At 60.4% G+C, this 16158-nt stretch carries 15 protein-coding genes and 2 tRNA genes; 9 read left to right on the top strand and 8 right to left on the bottom strand.

What is annotated here, in order from left to right; all coding sequences use genetic code 11:
- Positions 1-126: 126 nt before the first annotated feature.
- Positions 127-2040, bottom strand: coding sequence for a jacalin-like lectin (locus V7714_RS16295; RefSeq protein ID WP_335710658.1), 1914 nt, complete (start codon positions 2038-2040; stop codon positions 127-129).
- Between the two features lie 450 nt (positions 2041-2490).
- Positions 2491-3918, bottom strand: a complete 1428-nt coding sequence (gene mltF / locus V7714_RS16290) for a membrane-bound lytic murein transglycosylase MltF (protein WP_335710657.1) — start codon at positions 3916-3918, stop codon at positions 2491-2493.
- Positions 3919-4023: 105 nt separating this feature from the next.
- Here mltF and V7714_RS16285 point away from each other — a divergent pair.
- Together V7714_RS16285 and V7714_RS16280 are read left to right on the top strand one after the other, a co-directional pair.
- Positions 4024-4113, top strand: a tRNA-Ser gene (locus tag V7714_RS16285).
- 368 nt (positions 4114-4481) lie between these two features.
- A tRNA-Arg gene (locus V7714_RS16280) sits at positions 4482-4556 on the top strand.
- A 536-nt stretch (positions 4557-5092) separates the two neighbouring features.
- Here the strand turns inward: V7714_RS16280 and V7714_RS16275 are convergent.
- The gene (locus V7714_RS16275; protein WP_335710656.1) at positions 5093-5458 is read right to left on the bottom strand and encodes a hypothetical protein; all 366 of its coding nucleotides are present in this window, start codon (positions 5456-5458) and stop codon (positions 5093-5095) included.
- Between the two features lie 160 nt (positions 5459-5618).
- On the opposite strand from V7714_RS16275, the gene V7714_RS16270 reads away from it, so the two are divergent.
- The 3 genes from V7714_RS16270 (at position 5619) to V7714_RS16260 (ending at position 7618) form a co-directional block, all read left to right on the top strand.
- Positions 5619-6263 carry a YceH family protein gene (locus tag V7714_RS16270; RefSeq protein ID WP_335710655.1) on the top strand — a complete coding sequence of 215 codons (645 nt, stop codon included), beginning with the start codon at positions 5619-5621 and terminating at the stop codon, positions 6261-6263.
- Between the two features lie 202 nt (positions 6264-6465).
- Positions 6466-7185, top strand: coding sequence for a GTP cyclohydrolase I (gene folE / locus V7714_RS16265; RefSeq protein WP_335710654.1), 720 nt, complete (start codon positions 6466-6468; stop codon positions 7183-7185).
- A gap of 10 nt (positions 7186-7195) precedes the next feature.
- Positions 7196-7618 (top strand): BLUF domain-containing protein, encoded by a 423-nt coding sequence (locus tag V7714_RS16260; protein ID WP_335710653.1) that lies wholly within the window; start codon positions 7196-7198, stop codon positions 7616-7618.
- A gap of 42 nt (positions 7619-7660) precedes the next feature.
- Here V7714_RS16260 and V7714_RS16255 read toward each other — a convergent pair whose 3' ends face one another.
- Positions 7661-8668, bottom strand: coding sequence for a nucleoid-associated protein (locus V7714_RS16255; protein WP_335710652.1), 1008 nt, complete (start codon positions 8666-8668; stop codon positions 7661-7663).
- Between the two features lie 78 nt (positions 8669-8746).
- Positions 8747-9136 carry a DUF2185 domain-containing protein gene (locus V7714_RS16250; RefSeq protein ID WP_335710651.1) on the bottom strand — a complete coding sequence of 130 codons (390 nt, stop codon included), beginning with the start codon at positions 9134-9136 and terminating at the stop codon, positions 8747-8749.
- Positions 9137-9264: 128 nt separating this feature from the next.
- Here V7714_RS16250 and V7714_RS16245 point away from each other — a divergent pair, with 128 nt between their 5' ends.
- Complete coding sequence (locus V7714_RS16245) at positions 9265-9615, top strand: hypothetical protein (protein WP_335710650.1); 351 nt, start codon at positions 9265-9267, stop codon at positions 9613-9615.
- Positions 9616-9682: 67 nt separating this feature from the next.
- Here V7714_RS16245 and V7714_RS16240 read toward each other — a convergent pair whose 3' ends face one another.
- Complete coding sequence (locus tag V7714_RS16240) at positions 9683-10093, bottom strand: hypothetical protein (protein WP_284194422.1); 411 nt, start codon at positions 10091-10093, stop codon at positions 9683-9685.
- A gap of 413 nt (positions 10094-10506) precedes the next feature.
- On the opposite strand from V7714_RS16240, the gene V7714_RS16235 reads away from it, so the two are divergent.
- Complete coding sequence (locus V7714_RS16235; protein ID WP_335710649.1) at positions 10507-11982, top strand: inorganic phosphate transporter; 1476 nt, start codon at positions 10507-10509, stop codon at positions 11980-11982.
- Between the two features lie 241 nt (positions 11983-12223).
- Positions 12224-12457 (top strand): hypothetical protein, encoded by a 234-nt coding sequence (locus tag V7714_RS16230; protein ID WP_335710648.1) that lies wholly within the window; start codon positions 12224-12226, stop codon positions 12455-12457.
- A gap of 416 nt (positions 12458-12873) precedes the next feature.
- On the opposite strand, the gene V7714_RS16225 is transcribed toward V7714_RS16230, so the two are convergent.
- On the bottom strand, positions 12874-13323 hold the full coding sequence (locus tag V7714_RS16225; protein WP_335710647.1) for a YiiD C-terminal domain-containing protein: 450 nt from the start codon (positions 13321-13323) through the stop codon (positions 12874-12876).
- A 313-nt stretch (positions 13324-13636) separates the two neighbouring features.
- A complete protein-coding gene (locus V7714_RS16220) occupies positions 13637-15049 on the bottom strand; it encodes a DEAD/DEAH box helicase (RefSeq protein ID WP_335710646.1) in 1413 nt (470 codons plus the stop codon).
- Positions 15050-15252: 203 nt separating this feature from the next.
- On the opposite strand from V7714_RS16220, the gene prmB reads away from it, so the two are divergent.
- Entirely contained in the window at positions 15253-16158 is a 906-nt protein-coding gene (gene prmB / locus V7714_RS16215) for a 50S ribosomal protein L3 N(5)-glutamine methyltransferase (protein WP_335710645.1), read from the top strand.

Raw genomic sequence — 16158 nt, 5'->3', positions numbered from 1 at the left:
ACATCATAGCTGCTGAAAACAGCATGCTGCAGGCCACAGGTGACAACCATGTCAGCGCCACCCAAAAAAATGGCGGGAAACCGCTGCACACGGCCTCCCGCCCACCTCACAGATCACAGCGCAGGCTTACTTGTAGATCACGCCCAGTCTGTCCACAAACTTGCCAGACCGGCCATAGAAGCCCGCAATGTCTTCCACCCGTACTTCCTGGCAACTGCCTTTGCGCTCACCGCCCTCTATGCTGCGGCCCTTGCTGCTGGTGAACTTGACGTAGTCCACATGTTTGCCCTCCGAGCACAACGTAGCCTGGGTCAAGCGCTCGCCTGCACGGATATCCAGCCACAGCGTCTTGCTGCTGCCGCCATCGCCACCGTAGGTCACCATATCGCCATTGTTGTAGACCACGCTGATCTGGTCCAACCGGCGGCCGGTACGGATGAAGATCTGGTTAAGCTGCTTGGGTACATGCACCTCCATATCGAAAGACTCACCGCCATTGCCGCCCACCGCACTGGCATACAGTCCACCACGGCTACGCCAATTGCCTTCCTCCCGCGCATCGTTATAGGCCACCCATGCGGTTCCCCTACCGGCTGCTGCCTTGGCGGCCAGCAAGCGCTGGTAGTCGCGCCAACTGCCGGGATAAGCAAACACATAGCTGCTGTTCATCGCCTGGCAAGCCTCCTGCCCTTGCGTCCACGGCCCGGTCGTTTGCGTCACAAACCATTCACCCGCGCTGTTCTTGCAGGCAAAGGCCTGGTTCTCGGCGCAGCTGGCGTCATTGAGCCTGCCGCTGCCCCAGGAGGCGGCACAGTGCTCGGTGCCACCCATATTGTCCGGCTGGCGCTCATCCCACAGATACAGATCGCGGCTCCACTGCCCTTCCTTGGCCAGATCGCTGTAGCCTAGCCAGACTTCCGTCGCCCCCTTGGCTGCGTTCAAAGACTTGTTCTCTGTCGCATTGGCAGGTGTGCCAAACTTGAAGCCATCACCGAACTCACGCGCACAGGTTTCCGGCCCATAGCGCCAGGCACCAGCGGCCTGGGTGATCTTCCAGTTCTTGCTGTCATCGCGGCAGGCATACCGCGCCGACGCGGTGCACACATAGTCATTCCACCGGCCACTGGCCGCACTGATGGCGCAATGCTCGTTATTGCCGGCATTGTTCGGCTCCCCTTCTGCCCAGCTCCACACCGCAGCGCGTAAACGGCCATCGCTGGGGCTAAGGTAGTCGAGATTCACTGTATTGATGCCCTCGGCCAGATACCGGGCGATATCGCTGCCCGAGTAATACACCCGCTTACCCGCCGCCAGCGAAGCCTTGGTCATGTCCTCCGCCCTGCGGCCTATGCCACCGAGGCCCTTGAAGGCGAACGTATCGTAGCCATAGTCATCGCAGTCGCGGCGCTGGTCGTCGTAAACAATCACCTGCTTACCCGCCGCCAGCACCTGCGCCTTGGTCAAATCGTCCGGAATATTCATGCAGCTCTTGGGCCGGTAAAGATACCCACCGATATAGTGCTTCACCATATCGCGCAATTCATCCTGATGCGTATTCAAATACCCCTCTATATACAGTATCAATACCTGGTCTTTTGCCTCGTCGCTCTTGAGCCACTTCTCAATATCCTGCAAATCTTCCGACAAATATTTATCAAACATGCTGCAGCCTGCATGGTTCGATTCGCCATGGCAAAGCAACAGTTCATCACGATAGGTCGTGGTACTGACCATCTTGGTGGTCCAGTGCACATCCAGCTCAATATAACGTGCGCCCAGGCGCAACTGATCGTAAACCGAATAAGACTGTTGCGGATCCAGATAGCGGTACGCCGTGGTATCCACGCTGGAATTAAAACTATTGTGGGTGCCTATCATGCTGTTTTCTGACAGCGGCGTATCCAAGTCCAGCAAGCGCTGTTGCTTCCAGGCCTTGCCCTCAAAGCTGTTCTGAAAGTCATCCACCGCCCCAGCCTGCGCCGCAAGCGGTGCCAGACAGGCAGCGGCCAATGCCATGGTATTGATTTTCCAATTCCTCATATTTCCTTCTCCCTATTGTGAGTAAAGACAAACCCAGGCAAGCCCTTGGGCAATACAGCCTCAAGGCCGCTGGTTTATCAAAATGCACAATCGATTCCCTAATAAGCGCACAACACCGTCTTGCAACAAAAGCAAAGTGTCTGGCAGCGCCCTAAGAGCCGCTAACAAAACCCAGCGTAGCGGTTCTGGCTAGGCGCGCGCAGCAGACAGTACGTAGGTATTGCAAGCTCGTGCAGCCAGAAGGGCTTTGGTAGTAGCGCTAAAAATGAATGATTCGTGCAGCCACCACTATAAGGATCGGCAACCATAGGCTGAATACGCAAAATTGCGTATTTGGCAGGGCATCCTGCAAACCCACCCAGCAACATATCGTCCCGTCAAAACACCAAGGGCCAGCCATACGGCCAGCCCCTGTCATGCCACACCACGTCACCACAAAACGCAGCCCGGTTATTTCGCCGCCGCATCTATCCCCAGCCGCACCCCTTCCGGGTTGGCCACCGTAACCTGTTCATCAAACGGCGGAAACATCGTCTGTACCGGTTTCTCAAAGCGCACCAAGATGTCGTAATAGCTGCGCACGTTCTCAACGAAGATGACGGTTTCACCACCTCGGGCAAAGCCATACTTCAGCGTGCTGAAATACTCATAGTTGCGCAGCAGCGGTATCACCGTCTTCAGGTCCGTCCAGCTGTTCGGGTTCTTGCCCAGGCGCTGTGCCAGCACCCGGGCATCCTCCAGGTGCGCCACCCCAATGTTGTAGCTGGCCAGCGCCAGCCAGGCCCGGTCGGGTTCCGGTATCCGTGGCGACAAGCGCTCGCGCAGCATATTGATGTACTTGGCCCCCCCCATGATGCTCTGCTTGGCATCCAGCCGGTTTTCCACCCCCAGCCGGTCAGCCGTATCCGTGGTCAGCATCATCATGCCCCGCACGCCATAGGCACTGGTGGCAAACGGGTCCCAGTGCGATTCCTGATAGCTCAGTGCCGCCAGCATCCGCCAATCCAGCCCGTAGCGCGCCTCCGCCTCGATAAACAGAGGGCGGAACTTGGGCAGCACGGTATTGCGCCGGCTCAGAAAGGTGGTCGCATCAATTGGCTGCAAACGGTTCGCATGGCCGTAATAGCGGTCTATCAGGCGCGCCAGCGTGCCATCCTTCTGTATCCTGGCAAAATACACCTTCAAGCGATCCACAAAGGGTGCCGGCGCATCCGCAGGCCAAGCCCAAGCCACTGGCAAGGCATCACCTACCTCGAACGCCACCCCCACCCCAGGGTGGAAGTTCTGCGCCACCTCCGCCCCCTTGCCATCCACGATAGCGTAATCGATCAGGCCGTTCTCCACCTTGTCGATCAACTCCTCCGTGTCCTGATACTGCGCCTCGTTCCAGGCCAGTTGCGGATACTTGAGCTGCAGCTCCCGCATGGTGGGTGCAAACAGGCTGGCCACCATCAAAATACCCTTGCCCAGATCACCCAGACCACGAGGCTTGCGATCCTCGGTGCGATACACCAACACCGGCCGGTGGCCAAAATAGGCCGGGCCAAACCGCACCCCCTCCGCCTGATGCCGCGCCATCCCCACCCCAAGGTGCGCCTCGTGCGCCGCCACCCGCATGGGCATCTCGGCCACCCGGGGCGACACCACGAACTTCACCTTCACCCCCAGCTCATCCGCCAAGCCCTTCACCAGGTCGTAATCCAACCCGGCATACTTGCCCTCGGCATCCACATAAAAGCTGGTCGCACCGTTACGTATCAGCACCACCATCTCGCCCGTCTCGCTCAAAGGCGCCACAGGCTTGATCTCGGTCTCGACCGGCGCAGGGGTACACCCCACCAGCAAGCCCAGTGCTATCCACCACAGTTGGCGCAGCATGCGCATGTCATCCCCTTGTCCATTCCGCGATTGTGCCACGACCAGGCAAAAAACATATGGGTTGACAAGCCGCCAGCGAATAGACACAATGCGCGCCTTCGAGCCGGAGAGGTGGCAGAGTGGTCGAATGTACCTGACTCGAAATCAGGCGATGCGGCAACGTATCCGTGGGTTCGAATCCCACCCTCTCCGCCAAGTACAGCAAGGCCCAGCATGTTCTACATGCTGGGCCTTTTGCTTGGTATGTTCGCGCCGCACACAGAGCGCTGCTTCGCAGATGACCATGCTGCGCCCCGCTTACCCTGCTTGGCCGCAGGACGCCGAGCTTGCTAAGCGTCGCTCACACACCTCTGCCTAGCGATTCTGCTAAGCGCGTGAAAGCAAGCGCGCACAGAAGTGCAGTACACGGATACGGCAAGCTCGCACAACAACGCCAGAGGGGATTTATTGCCGGCGCCTGGCTGCCATCGCGATGCCGCAGAACCCTAATGCTGCCGCCCACAGCCCGCCTCGCACATGCTAGCTGCACCTGACCGCACTTTCCGCTAGAATGCCGCCCGCGCGCTCTTGTAGTTAAATGGATATAACGGCCCCCTCCTAAGGGGCAGTTACAGGTTCGATTCCTGTCGAGAGCGCCAGTCTCGGCAGCACCTCTCTCAGCCCCCTCAATTACACTCGCCATCGTTGCCTAGCATCAGAACCCGCAGCACCAGCGCAATAGTGCCGCACAGTTTGGCAAGCACGTTGTTCTCTTGGCTGGTCGGTTCTCTTGCATGCACGGGGAACACACCAACACTTACTGCATGGGCAACCTGCCCTCCGGTTCATCCCTGCACGCGCTGAGAACATGGTGCCGGTCGCCCAGCAGCACACTAGCCCGAATAATTCACGGGGGGTAGGAGTCGGCGGAGGCCAAAAGGCATGCAGAATAACATTTCCACGCCATGCTCTACGTTACTCCGCCGATGCCAGATTGCACCTCAATTGTTAGCCCGTTTCCAGCGCTTGGCCGCTGCCAAATCGAGGTCAGCTTTGAGGGCGGCGACAAGCTGGCTTCCGATCTGCACGCAAACGCCGAAGTGGCCTATACGGCGACGGGACAGAACATGCGAGCTAGGACCACCAACAAACCCCTACCAAGCGGCCCGTAATCCCCCCAACGCACAATGCGCGCCTAGTAGCGCCAATGGCAGAGAAACAGGTAGGCGACGGTAATCTGCATGGTCACCACCAGCGCACCACTGGCTACCATGCCGGTGAGCCCCGCCAGCAGGCTGGATGCCAGCGGTAGCATCACACCGGTATGGCCCAGTTGCTCGATCAGGAAGATGCCGCCCAGCAACAGGAAAAAGATCACCGACCACTTGATGATATAGGCCGGCAGGTACACCCGGTGCTCGCGGTTATAGCGATAGGCCGCAGCCTGCTCCAGCAGGTTGCCCTTGCTGACATCCTTGAACATCCAGAAGGGCCAGAAGTAGAGATAGAGCAAGGCGCTCAGCGAAGTGCTCTCTTCTGCATCGCAAGTGGTAGTGGCCATGGCCGTGTCCTCAGAAAGGGCGAGGTGTTTTCTATCAACATGGCTCACGCCGGCATGGTTTGCATGGCCGTTCGGCGGAAAGCCGCAATCTGCCAAACGAGCGCTGATATTGCTGCGCCAGCTTGGCATAATGATGGGCTCTGCCTTTACTGGATGCCCCATGCCTGCCCTGACCGAACTGTCGCTACTGGAAACCCGCGTGCTGGGTGTGCTGGTGGAAAAACAGCGTACCGTGCCCGATACCTATCCGCTTTCGCTGAACGCACTCACCGCAGGATGCAACCAGAAGACCAGCCGTGATCCGGTACTGGACGCCAGCGAGGCCGATGTGGCCGAAGCCATCGTCAATCTCAAGCGGCAGAGCCTGGTGATGGAAAGCAGCGGCGGCCGCGTCACCCGCTACGCGCACAACTTCGAGCGGGGAATAGGCGTGCCCACCCAGGCGGCAGCCCTGCTGGCGATACTGATGCTGCGGGGGCCACAAACCGCTGGTGAGTTGCGCATCAATTGCGAGCGCCTGCACAAGTTTGCCGATATCGGCACGGTAGAGGCCTTTCTGCAGGAGCTGGCCGAACGTGCCGAAGGCCCCTTGGTCACCGAGCTCCCCCGTCAGCCGGGTGCCCGCGAAAACCGCTGGGCCCACCTGCTATCGGGCCAGCCCGGTGCAGAGCAGTTGGCAGCCCCTATTGCCAGCGGCAATACTGCAAGCAGCAATGGCTTGGAAGCCCGCGTCAGCCGGCTGGAAGACGAGGTCGCCCAGTTGCGTACAACACTTGCGCAACTGCATGCAGCGCTGGGCAACTGATTAGACCCTTGTTTGTATAGTACAATAGTAGTCACTAACTAAAACCAGCATAGCGGCAATGGCTAGGCGTGTGAGCGATGACCGTACTTGGTTACGGCAAGCTCGCACAACAACGCCAACAGGGTTTTGCTAGTGGCACTAAACAAGAGCAGATTCGCCTAGCGCCACCCAAGTACAGCAGGCAAACCAAGAGGAAAACCGCGTGAGCAAAGACGCCCCCAAGACTCCGGTCTTCACCGAATACACCCCTGTCTCCAGCCGCATACGCGAGCGCCTGCGCAATGCGCAGCAGCGTTTTCACGCCAATGACAATATCGCCGCCTATATCGAGCCTGGCGAACTGGAAGCCCTGCTGGACGAAGTGGCCGGCAAGATGAAGGGGGTGCTGGAGAGCCTGGTGATCGACACCGAGAGCGACCACAACACCCAGGACACCGCCCGCCGGGTCGCCAAGATGTACCTGAACGAGGTCTTCAAGGGACGTTACGTGGCGCAGCCACCGGTGACCGAATTCCCCAATGTGGAGCACCTGAACGAGCTGATGATTGTTGGACCGATCACCGTACGCAGCGCCTGCTCCCACCATTTCTGCCCCATCATCGGCAAGCTGTGGATAGGGGTGATGCCCAACCAGCATTCCAACCTGATCGGCCTGTCCAAATACGCCCGGCTGGCGGAGTGGATCATGACCCGGCCGCAGATACAGGAAGAAGCGGTCACCCAGGTGGCCGACCTGCTACAGGACAAGATGAACCCGGATGGCCTCGCCATCGTGATGGAAGCCGACCACTTCTGCATGACTTGGCGCGGCGTGAAGGACATGGATTCCAAGATGATCAACAGCGTAATGCGTGGCTCCTTCCTCAAGGACCCCAACCTGCGCCGCGAATTCCTGGCCCTGCTCAATAACAAGCGTCCCTGAGGTAACCACCATGCTCGTCCGCCTGCTCTACGCCAGCCGTGCTTCCCAACCGCTTACGCCGGAGATGACTGAATCCATATTGGCCAAATCACGCACCCACAATAACGACAGTGGCGTGACCGGCATACTCTGCTTTAGCGGTGACATTTTCATGCAGGTGCTGGAGGGTGGCCGCCAGCCGGTCTCCGATCTCTACAACGCCATCATCAGGGACAAGCGGCATCATGACGTGGTTCTGCTGGATTTCGAAGAAATCACCGAACGCCGTTTTTCGGGCTGGACCATGGGCCAAGTCAACCTCGCCAAGGTCAACCCTTGCACCCTGCTCAAGTACTCCGAGAAGCCCAGCCTCGACCCCTTCAGCGTCAGCGGCAAGGTTTCGCTGGCCCTGCTGGAAGAGCTGATCGCCACGGCCGCCATCGTCGGGCGCTGAGCGAAGAGCAACCGGAATCAAGGCACTGCCGGCCAGCAGTGCCTATTCCTCCAGCAGCGCGCGCTTGAGCTGCTCGGGAATATCATAGAGCACCAAGGTATCGGTCTTCTTGTCGTAGATCACGGCACCCGAGCGCAGGCTGCTACGGTCGAATTCTATCTTCCACTTGGGTGCATTGGCCTTGAAGCGCACCAGGGGCTTGATGGCCCGTCGATCCGGCACAAAGCCACTGGCCAGCTCCAGCGCCTCGCCACCCAGGGTATCGCGCAAACGTTCGGGGGCGTCTGGCCAAACCTGCTGCGCGATCACATCCAGGCTGACCGGCTCACTCTGCCCACCCAGCTCATCCAGGTAACCGTGGGCCCGCTCCATCAACTGGTCGCGTACCGTAGGTTCAAGCTTCTGCGCATCGGCAAACTGGTTCAGGCCCAGCACCAGCTTCTGGGTCTCCTTCAAGGCGATAACCACATCGTTGCAGCCCAGAAACAGCTTGAAGTACTGGGCCACGTCGCCGCGCCCTTTCAGAAAACTGATATAGCGCTCCGCCCCGCGTAGCCAGGCTGTCATGTCCACCCGCCCTGCCACCCGTACGTTGGCAAGGTCCAGATGGATATTGTCGACAATCTCCAGCCCGTCGGTAATGGCCGAGCCTACCGCCTCAGTGATCAGCACCACCAGCAGGCAGTCCGAGATACTGTTGTTGATGCGGGCAATCAGGACATACCCCCCGCTTGCCAGTTGTTCCTGGTCTGCCCGCACCTGCAGGTGCTGCATCATCAGGTGCGAAAGGCCGACAAAATCGAGGCTGTGCTCCACCACATGCTGGCGCACGAAACGCGCCATGGGGAAGTTGTCTTCATCATCCTCAAAACGCCCATAGCCCTTGCCCGGTCGCTCGGCATAGTGCTGGCAGAGGTGATCAACCAGGCGCTGCACCGATTCCGTCACTGGCACGGTCGCATGGCGCAAGGCCACACTGGCAGGGCCGTGGGGCTCCTTGTTGAGCTTGTGGACGATCAGGTCAGTGATGGTGTGCTGGAGTAGGGTCATGCGGGCGGCTCAGTTCTGTAGCGAGCCGCATTTTCGCATGCGCCGGCCTGGGCCGGCAGCACGATGCGCGTAAGGGGGCTATTCGCTCACATCATAGAAAGTATCGCCCTCATCACCTTTGTCGAAAGCGGCGCCGGCCGGCGAAGCCAGCAAGGGGATGATGGTCTCGTCGTAGTTAGCGATCACGTTGACATCGAGCAGGCTGAAATTCTTGGGATTATCGATATAGGCATCGCTCTCATTGCCGGCAAAAAAACGCCAGCCGCTGTCGTGCTCATCCTCCGGCTCATCACGGTACATATAGCCAACCGGGTATCCCTCTACCGTAATCATGTCCGTCACCATGGCCAGGCCATAGCCCACTGCGAGGTCACGGATTTGGCTCTTGTCCAGCTTGTAGTGCTTCATGGCATAGGCCTTTCCTGTTGTATCCAGGCTCAGGATACGCAAGCGGCGCGACCGCGTCATGCCCCCACAGGCAATCGCGCTAAAGTTTTCCAGCCAGTTTCCGATAAGTCACTCAGCAGGCAGCACTTTATCGCTGCACAGTATGGGCCGGCACAACCGGTTATCAACAGGCAAAGGAGCGCGACGTGTTGGTGGTGCGCAAAATAGGCGAAGGCAGCAATATGCAGGAGCGGGTGCAAAGCCACTATGGCCGCAGCATCGCCGCCAGCGAACTGCCGCCCGCCACGGCCGCAGACCATCCTTCACGCCAACCAGCCCTGCAGGCTGCCACCAACCCAGGCTGGCAGGCCGCCCTGGCCGATGCCATGGCCCGCACCGGCGCCCTGGCCGAAGTGCAGGCCGCCCTGCGTGAGCAGGAGCGCCTGCTGGCCGAGCGCGAACGCCAGCTGGCCCAGCGCGAACAAGCCATGCAGCCACGCCAAGCCCAGGCAGACGAGCTATTCGGCTGGCGCACCATGCTCTACGGCACGGGACGCTGATCGACGCTAGCCCAGCAGCAAAAAGGCCAGTCCATCAAACTGGCCTTTTTGCTGACCACCCATCCCCTCAGCGGCGCGCATTCCAGATCGCAAACATCACCACCGCCACCACCGGCAGCCACAAGGGCGAGAAAGCCAGCAACACTGCCCCCAGCGCAACGGCCACGGCCAGCACCGCCACCACGGTCGCGCCCGCCACCACCACCAGGGCAGCCACAATGGCGAAGGCCACCGCCAGGGCACCCACGATGACACCCAGCACCCCCAGCGAGACCGCAGCCACGCCCCCCAGGGGCTCTCCGTTGATATCCATGCTGAATTGGGTATTGCCGCTCGCCCCCAAGGCCAGTATGGCCGCGCTCAATACCACACACAGCAGCGCCAGCAACATCACCAGGCGCATCTTGCCGCGCTTCTTGGCAGGTGGCACGCTGGCTGCATCGGCATCGTTATCAAACTGCATGGTTGCTGCGCTCATCTTGTTCTCCTGATCTTGTCCCCAGACTGGCCTAGCCGGCCGGTCTCCATGCCCCAGAGATTAGGCCCGGCCGGCAGCCGTAACGAGCGGGTCACGACACGGCGCAGGATTCGCAGGATGAAATACCGCCAGACCGGACAGGCGTAGGGGCCCATGCCACCCAGATGGGCTGCAGCGAGGGCCGCGAGCCCCTCAAACGTACTGATCAGCCAACATGGCGCCACTGCTAGCGGCCGTAGGGATATGGACTAGTCACGCCCCATGCATCAGGAACCGGCCTCCCCCTGCGCCCCAACCAAGCCCGTCGGCGCCCCCTGTCCCACGCTCCCGCGGTGCCCGCTTTGAGTATGCTAAGCGGAACAAGGCCATACCTGCGATAATTCGGCCCGTCATCAAATTGTCACCAAATAGTCATGTTCGATTTCTTTACAGGGCTGGATTTCTGGGTAGCCGCTAGCCTGGTACTCGCCTTCGCCTTCGTGATGGCCTTTGAGTTCATCAATGGCTTCCACGACACAGCCAACGCCGTCGCCACCGTCATCTATACCAAGGCCATGCCGCCCAAGCAGGCGGTGGTCATGTCCGGCATCTTCAACTTCCTTGGCGTGCTGCTGGGCGGTGTGGGCGTGGCCTATGCCATCGTGCACCTGCTGCCGGTAGACCTGCTGATCAATGTGAACACCGGCCAGGGTCTCGCCATGGTGTTCTCGCTGCTGAGCGCCGCCATCATCTGGAACCTGGGCACCTGGTACTTCGGCATCCCGGCATCCAGCTCGCATACACTGATCGGTTCCTTGCTGGGCGTCGGCATGGCCAACGCCCTGATCTCGGGCATCCCCTTGGCCGAGGGCATTAACTGGAAGAAGGCCATAGATATCGCCATCTCGCTGGTGCTGTCACCGACTGCCGGCTTTCTCCTGGCAGCGCTCCTGCTGCTAGGCTTCCTGAAATTCCTGCCTCGATCCAAGATGCACAAGACGCCCGACACCCGCAAGATGGTGGACGGCAAGAAGCATCCTCCGTTCTGGAGCCGCCTCACCCTGGTGCTGTCGGCTATGGGCGTCAGTTTTGTACACGGCTCCAACGATGGCCAGAAAGGCATCGGCCTGATGATGCTGGTACTGATCGGCATCGTCCCGGCACACTTCTCGCTGGACGTGGGCAGTACCAAGTATGAGATAGAACGTACCCGCGAAGCCGCCGTCTACCTGCAGAAGTTCTACCAGGCCAATGAAACCCGGCTGACCCAGCGTATCAGCGCCGGCCAGGTCAATGGCAGCGAAATGCCGGCCAAGTTCAAGTGCGAACCCGCCGCCACCCAGCAGACCATAGGCAGCCTGCTGACCATCATCGGCACAGTGCGCAGCTATGACGAGCTGGCCCCAGAGACCCGTTCGCAGGTTCGCCGCTACCTACTGTGCCTGGACGATACTGCCAAGAAGATCTCCAAGCTGCCCGGCCTCAGCAGTGACGAAAAGAACGATCTGGCCAAGCTGCGCAAGGATCTGACCACCACCACCGAGTACGCCCCTGTCTGGGTTATCGTGGCAGTCGCCCTGGCTCTGGGCATAGGCACCATGGTGGGCTGGAAGCGCGTGGTTGAAACAGTGGGTGAGAAGATCGGTCGCCAGGGCATGACCTATGCCCAGGGTATGAGCGCCCAGATCATCGCCGTGATTGCTATCGGCATGGCCAATGTGTTCAGCCTGCCCGTCTCTACCACCCATGTGCTGTCATCCGGGGTGGCTGGCACCATGGTGGCGAACCGCTCCGGCCTGCAAGGCGGCACGGTGCGCAACATCCTGATCGCCTGGGTGCTGACGCTGCCTGTGTCCATCTGCCTGTCGGCCGGTTTGTTCTGGCTGGCTACCACCTTGTTCGTCAAGTAATACGCACTACCGTGTGACGAAGAGCCCACCGTACGCGGTGGGCTTTTTCTTGGCCTCCGGCACTTCTGGTACCTGGCCATGCAAACCCGTCATGCTCGCTTTCGCGACTAAGCCGGTAGCCTTACCCGCTCCATATTTGCACAGCAACATCAGCAGGGTTTTGCTCGTGGCACACGGTCGGCTATCCTGGGCTCGCTCGCGCCCGTGCGCCCAACTTGATCCCATTCATACGAGTACAACGATGCCACAGGTTATCAATAGACGCAGCGAAGAACTCCCACCGCCCCCGGCTACCAATAGCACGGCGACCGGTGACGGCAGCGATCCGGCCAGCCCAGCGCCGGTAGCCGAGCAACAATTGGATATGCTGATCGGTGCCATGGCAGGATTTGCGCCGATGTCCATGGGCAATCTTGCCGCCTCCAGCGCCGAGCTGGAGCGCGCGGCTATAGTGATGGCGGTCTCGCAGCCCTAAAGTAAGCATGGGCCGCACATCGCAGCCCTTTGAGTAATAGACATACCCCGCAAAGCAGAAAGAAGCAGCGTACTGGGTAACTTTGAACCGTCCCGGCTTAGACCGGGGCTTCACTGATCCTGTATTCCCCACGCATGTGGGGGATGAACCGGTTCACGGGCCATTTCTAGATTTTGCTCAGTTGGCACATGGCGCCGCCATCGATCTTTCGAAAGGGAGTTGGGCAGAAAGCCCACGATGGCGGCGCCAATTCGGGCATCGCTTCCCTTGCAAGCAGTTGCAAGGAGAAAACAAGCCCTAGCCATGAAATAGGACTGTGCTATCTGCTAGAAGTGCCGCTGAAGTTATCTGTACAAGTACCACACCAGACCGGGCTCGCCACGACGCCGGTTATCTTGTTGGCCAGCCCCTGCTCATTACCCAGCCCTGCGTGCCACGTATTCGCCCTCATAGCGGGCCACCAGCGCGCCATTGCAGTGCAGCACCACACCTACTGCCAGGCGTGCCAGCCCCTTGCGGGCGTACATGCGCTGGAAGCGTTCCAGTTCGGCCGTATCGGGCAGTTGCGCTTCGGCAGAAAAATCTGCGGTAATAGGCAATAGGTAGTGGGTTTCGCCCCGCTGCACCATGATATCGACCGGCTCGGTCACGCCTGCCCTATCCAGCTGCCGCTGGGTCTCCACCCAGCCTGCCAGTGTAGCGAGCGCTGCCACGCTGCCGCCAAAGCCGGTGCCCTTGTCGTTGACATTGGGCGCCAGCGGTACGTGCAGTTGCTGGCGGCCATCAGCGAGCGGCGTGACGTTCACCTGCATGGCGGTGGCCAGGGGGATGGAGCTGTGCAGCAGGGCGTGCCAATCTCGAATCATGGGGTGGGGGCCAAGAAGGTCTTTATCCACACGTAGTCTACCCGCTGCCAGCCGCCAGAAAAACCAGGGGCGCCATTTCGGCGCCCCAGTTGGGTACAACAGGCTTAGAGCGTGTTCACGATCTTTTCACCCCGTCGCTGGACCGGAAAAGGGTCAGGTACAAGGCGGGCGACGCAGGCAATAACCGGTTATTACCAAGGAGTCCAACGCAGTACACGACCCTTTTCCGGTCCAGCCCTACGGGTTCCGGTTCGGTTCCGGGCATTGCCGGCAGCGACCGGAACGACGGGGCGAAAAGATCGTGAACAGGCTCTTACTTCTGCACAGCGTAGCGCGGTGGCAACAGCAGTGCCGGCAGTTCGCGCACCACATTGGGCCCGCGATGGAAGTGGGTATGGCCTACGCCACCCACACGTCCACCCAGTGCAGCAGGGGTTTCGCGGTTGCGGCCTTCTACCAGCGGCGTTTCTATCTGCATGATATCGCTGCGGCGCCCCCCTTCGCGCGGCGTGCGCGGCTCGCGCTCGGCCCTGGGCTCGCGGCTTTCGCGGTATTCCCGCGGTGGCCGCTCACGCGTTTCGCTGGCGGAAAACTGGCCGGGAACGGGGGTGACTTCCATGGCCTTGTTGGTCAGCTTGCGTATCAGCACGGCCGATTTTTCTTCGTCCGGCCCGACCAGCGAGATGGCAATGCCGCTGGCGCCCGCACGGCCGGTACGGCCAATACGGTGGACATAGTCTTCCGGGTTGGTCGGCATTTCAAAGTTCACCACAAAGGGCAACTCCGAGATATCCAGGCCACGGGCGGCCACATCGGTCGCCACCAGGACGCGCAGGGTGCCTTCCTTGAAGGCGGCCATGGTTTCCAGCCGCGATTGCTGGGTGCGGTCGCCGTGGATGGCTTCGCAGTTGAAGCCATCGCGCTTCAGCTCGCGTGCCAAACGCTCGGCCATCAACTTGGTGCGGGTAAAGACGATCACCTGCCCCATATTGTGATGGCGTATCAGGTGAGCAAGCACACGGCGCTTCTTCTCGGGCTCGACGGCATGCAGATGCTGCTCTACCGATTCATTGGCGGCATTGCGGCGCGCCACCTCGATGAATTCGGGCTGGCGCATGAAGTCTTCCGACAGCTTCTTGATCTCGGGCGCAAAGGTGGCCGAGAACAGCAGCGTCTGCCGGCGTGCCGGCAGCAAGCTCAGTATGCGGCGGATATCCAGGATAAAGCCCATATCCAGCATGCGGTCGGCTTCGTCCAGCACCAGCATCTCAACCTGCGACAGATCGATGGACTTGCCCTGCACATGATCGAGCAGACGACCGGGCGTGGCCACCACGATCTCGGAACCACGGCGCAGCGATTCGGTCTGTGGCTTCATATCCACGCCGCCGAACACGGCGGTGGCACGCAGCGGCAGATACTTGGCATAGGTGGTGACGCTCTCGAACACCTGGTCGCACAGCTCGCGGGTGGGCGTGAGTATCAAAGCGCGTACCGGGTGCCGGGCCGGCGATGCGCTGGTATTGGCGTAGGGCTGCAGTTTGTGCAGCAGGGGCAGCGTAAAGGCTGCCGTCTTGCCGGTACCCGTCTGGGCGCCCGCCATCACGTCGCGGCCACTCAGCACCACAGGAATGGCACGGGCCTGCACCGGCGTAGGGTCGGTATAGCCGGAATCGAGTACGGCGCGAAGAATCTCGGCATGTAAGCCGAGGGTGTCGAAAGACATTGCGGATAAATCTCCAATGACAAAAGCGGGTGGCCGAATGCTTCGGACGCCCGTGAGGGCTGAACTATACGCCTGTCATGGCCGCAATGAAACCGCTAAGCCACGCATTTCAAAGGAAAATCCGACCTGGGTAGCCGGTTTGCCGCGATCTGTTGCCTGGGCTCGCGTAGAATGCGGCTTTTACGCTACTGCAAAGCCCGCCCATGTACGACGCCGCCCGCGCCCATCTGCACACCGTTAGAGACCTGCTGCGCTTTGCCGTATCGCGCTTTCAGGAGGCCGAGCTGTTCTTTGGTCACGGCAATGCCACGGCCTGGGATGAGGCGGCCTACCTGACCCTGCATACCCTGCACCTGCCCCTGCACCAGCTCGATCCCTATCTGGATGCCCGCCTGCTGCCGACGGAGATAGACGCCGTACTGCAGCAGATCGAGGCACGCGTCACCACCCGCAAACCGGCGGCCTACCTCACCCAGGAGGCTTGGCTGGGCGATTACCGCTTCTATGTGGATGAACGGGTCATCGTGCCACGCTCCTTTATAGCGGAGTTGCTGCCCCACGCGCTGGAACCGTGGATCGAATATCCCGAGCTGGTCCACCGTGCCCTGGATCTCTGCACCGGCTCCGGCTGCCTGGCCATCCTGCTGGCCGAGCACTACCCCGATGCCGAGGTGGATGGCGTGGACCTGTCCACCGAGGCGCTGGAGGTGGCCGCCATCAATGTCGAGCAGTATGGCCTGCAAGACCGCGTGCGCCTGCTTGAATCCGACCTGTTCACGGCCGTCGAGGGCGATACATACGACTTGATCGTCTCCAACCCACCCTATGTCGATGCCCCATCGGTAGCAGCCTTGCCCGATGAATACCTGCATGAGCCCGAGTTGGCGCTGGGCAGCGGCGAAGACGGCCTGGACGCCACCCGCGCCATCATCGAAAACGCCAGCCACCTGCTCAACCCGCACGGCGTGCTGGTGGTGGAGATGGGCCACAATCGCGAAGCGCTGGAGCCGCAGTACCCGGCACTGGCGTTCCACTGGCTGCCCACCAGCAGCGGCGATGGTTTTGTCTTTCTGCTGACGCGCGAGCAACTGGTCGAAGCTGGGTTCTGA

It is taken from the genome of Chitinimonas sp. JJ19 (genome assembly GCF_036961565.1).
GTDB lineage: Bacteria > Pseudomonadota > Gammaproteobacteria > Burkholderiales > Chitinimonadaceae > Chitinimonas.
Note: the sequence above shows the minus strand (reverse complement) of the source record. Positions and strands in the feature narration are given on the sequence as shown.

What these genes read in the sequence shown, in the direction of transcription:
- V7714_RS16240 (WP_284194422.1), bottom strand. Translation starts at nt 10,093, where the DNA reads ATGAGCGCAGCAACCATGCAGTTTGATAACGATGCCGATGCAGCCAGC.
- V7714_RS16235 (WP_335710649.1), top strand. Translation starts at nt 10,507, where the DNA reads ATGTTCGATTTCTTTACAGGGCTGGATTTCTGGGTAGCCGCTAGCCTG.
- mltF (WP_335710657.1), bottom strand. Translation starts at nt 3,918, where the DNA reads ATGCTGCGCCAACTGTGGTGGATAGCACTGGGCTTGCTGGTGGGGTGT.
- V7714_RS16230 (WP_335710648.1), top strand. Translation starts at nt 12,224, where the DNA reads ATGCCACAGGTTATCAATAGACGCAGCGAAGAACTCCCACCGCCCCCG.
- V7714_RS16225 (WP_335710647.1), bottom strand. Translation starts at nt 13,323, where the DNA reads ATGATTCGAGATTGGCACGCCCTGCTGCACAGCTCCATCCCCCTGGCC.
- V7714_RS16260 (WP_335710653.1), top strand. Translation starts at nt 7,196, where the DNA reads ATGCTCGTCCGCCTGCTCTACGCCAGCCGTGCTTCCCAACCGCTTACG.
- prmB (WP_335710645.1), top strand. Translation starts at nt 15,253, where the DNA reads ATGTACGACGCCGCCCGCGCCCATCTGCACACCGTTAGAGACCTGCTG.
- V7714_RS16220 (WP_335710646.1), bottom strand. Translation starts at nt 15,049, where the DNA reads ATGTCTTTCGACACCCTCGGCTTACATGCCGAGATTCTTCGCGCCGTA.
- V7714_RS16250 (WP_335710651.1), bottom strand. Translation starts at nt 9,136, where the DNA reads ATGACGCGGTCGCGCCGCTTGCGTATCCTGAGCCTGGATACAACAGGA.
- V7714_RS16270 (WP_335710655.1), top strand. Translation starts at nt 5,619, where the DNA reads ATGCCTGCCCTGACCGAACTGTCGCTACTGGAAACCCGCGTGCTGGGT.
- V7714_RS16255 (WP_335710652.1), bottom strand. Translation starts at nt 8,668, where the DNA reads ATGACCCTACTCCAGCACACCATCACTGACCTGATCGTCCACAAGCTC.
- V7714_RS16275 (WP_335710656.1), bottom strand. Translation starts at nt 5,458, where the DNA reads ATGGCCACTACCACTTGCGATGCAGAAGAGAGCACTTCGCTGAGCGCC.
- V7714_RS16295 (WP_335710658.1), bottom strand. Translation starts at nt 2,040, where the DNA reads ATGAGGAATTGGAAAATCAATACCATGGCATTGGCCGCTGCCTGTCTG.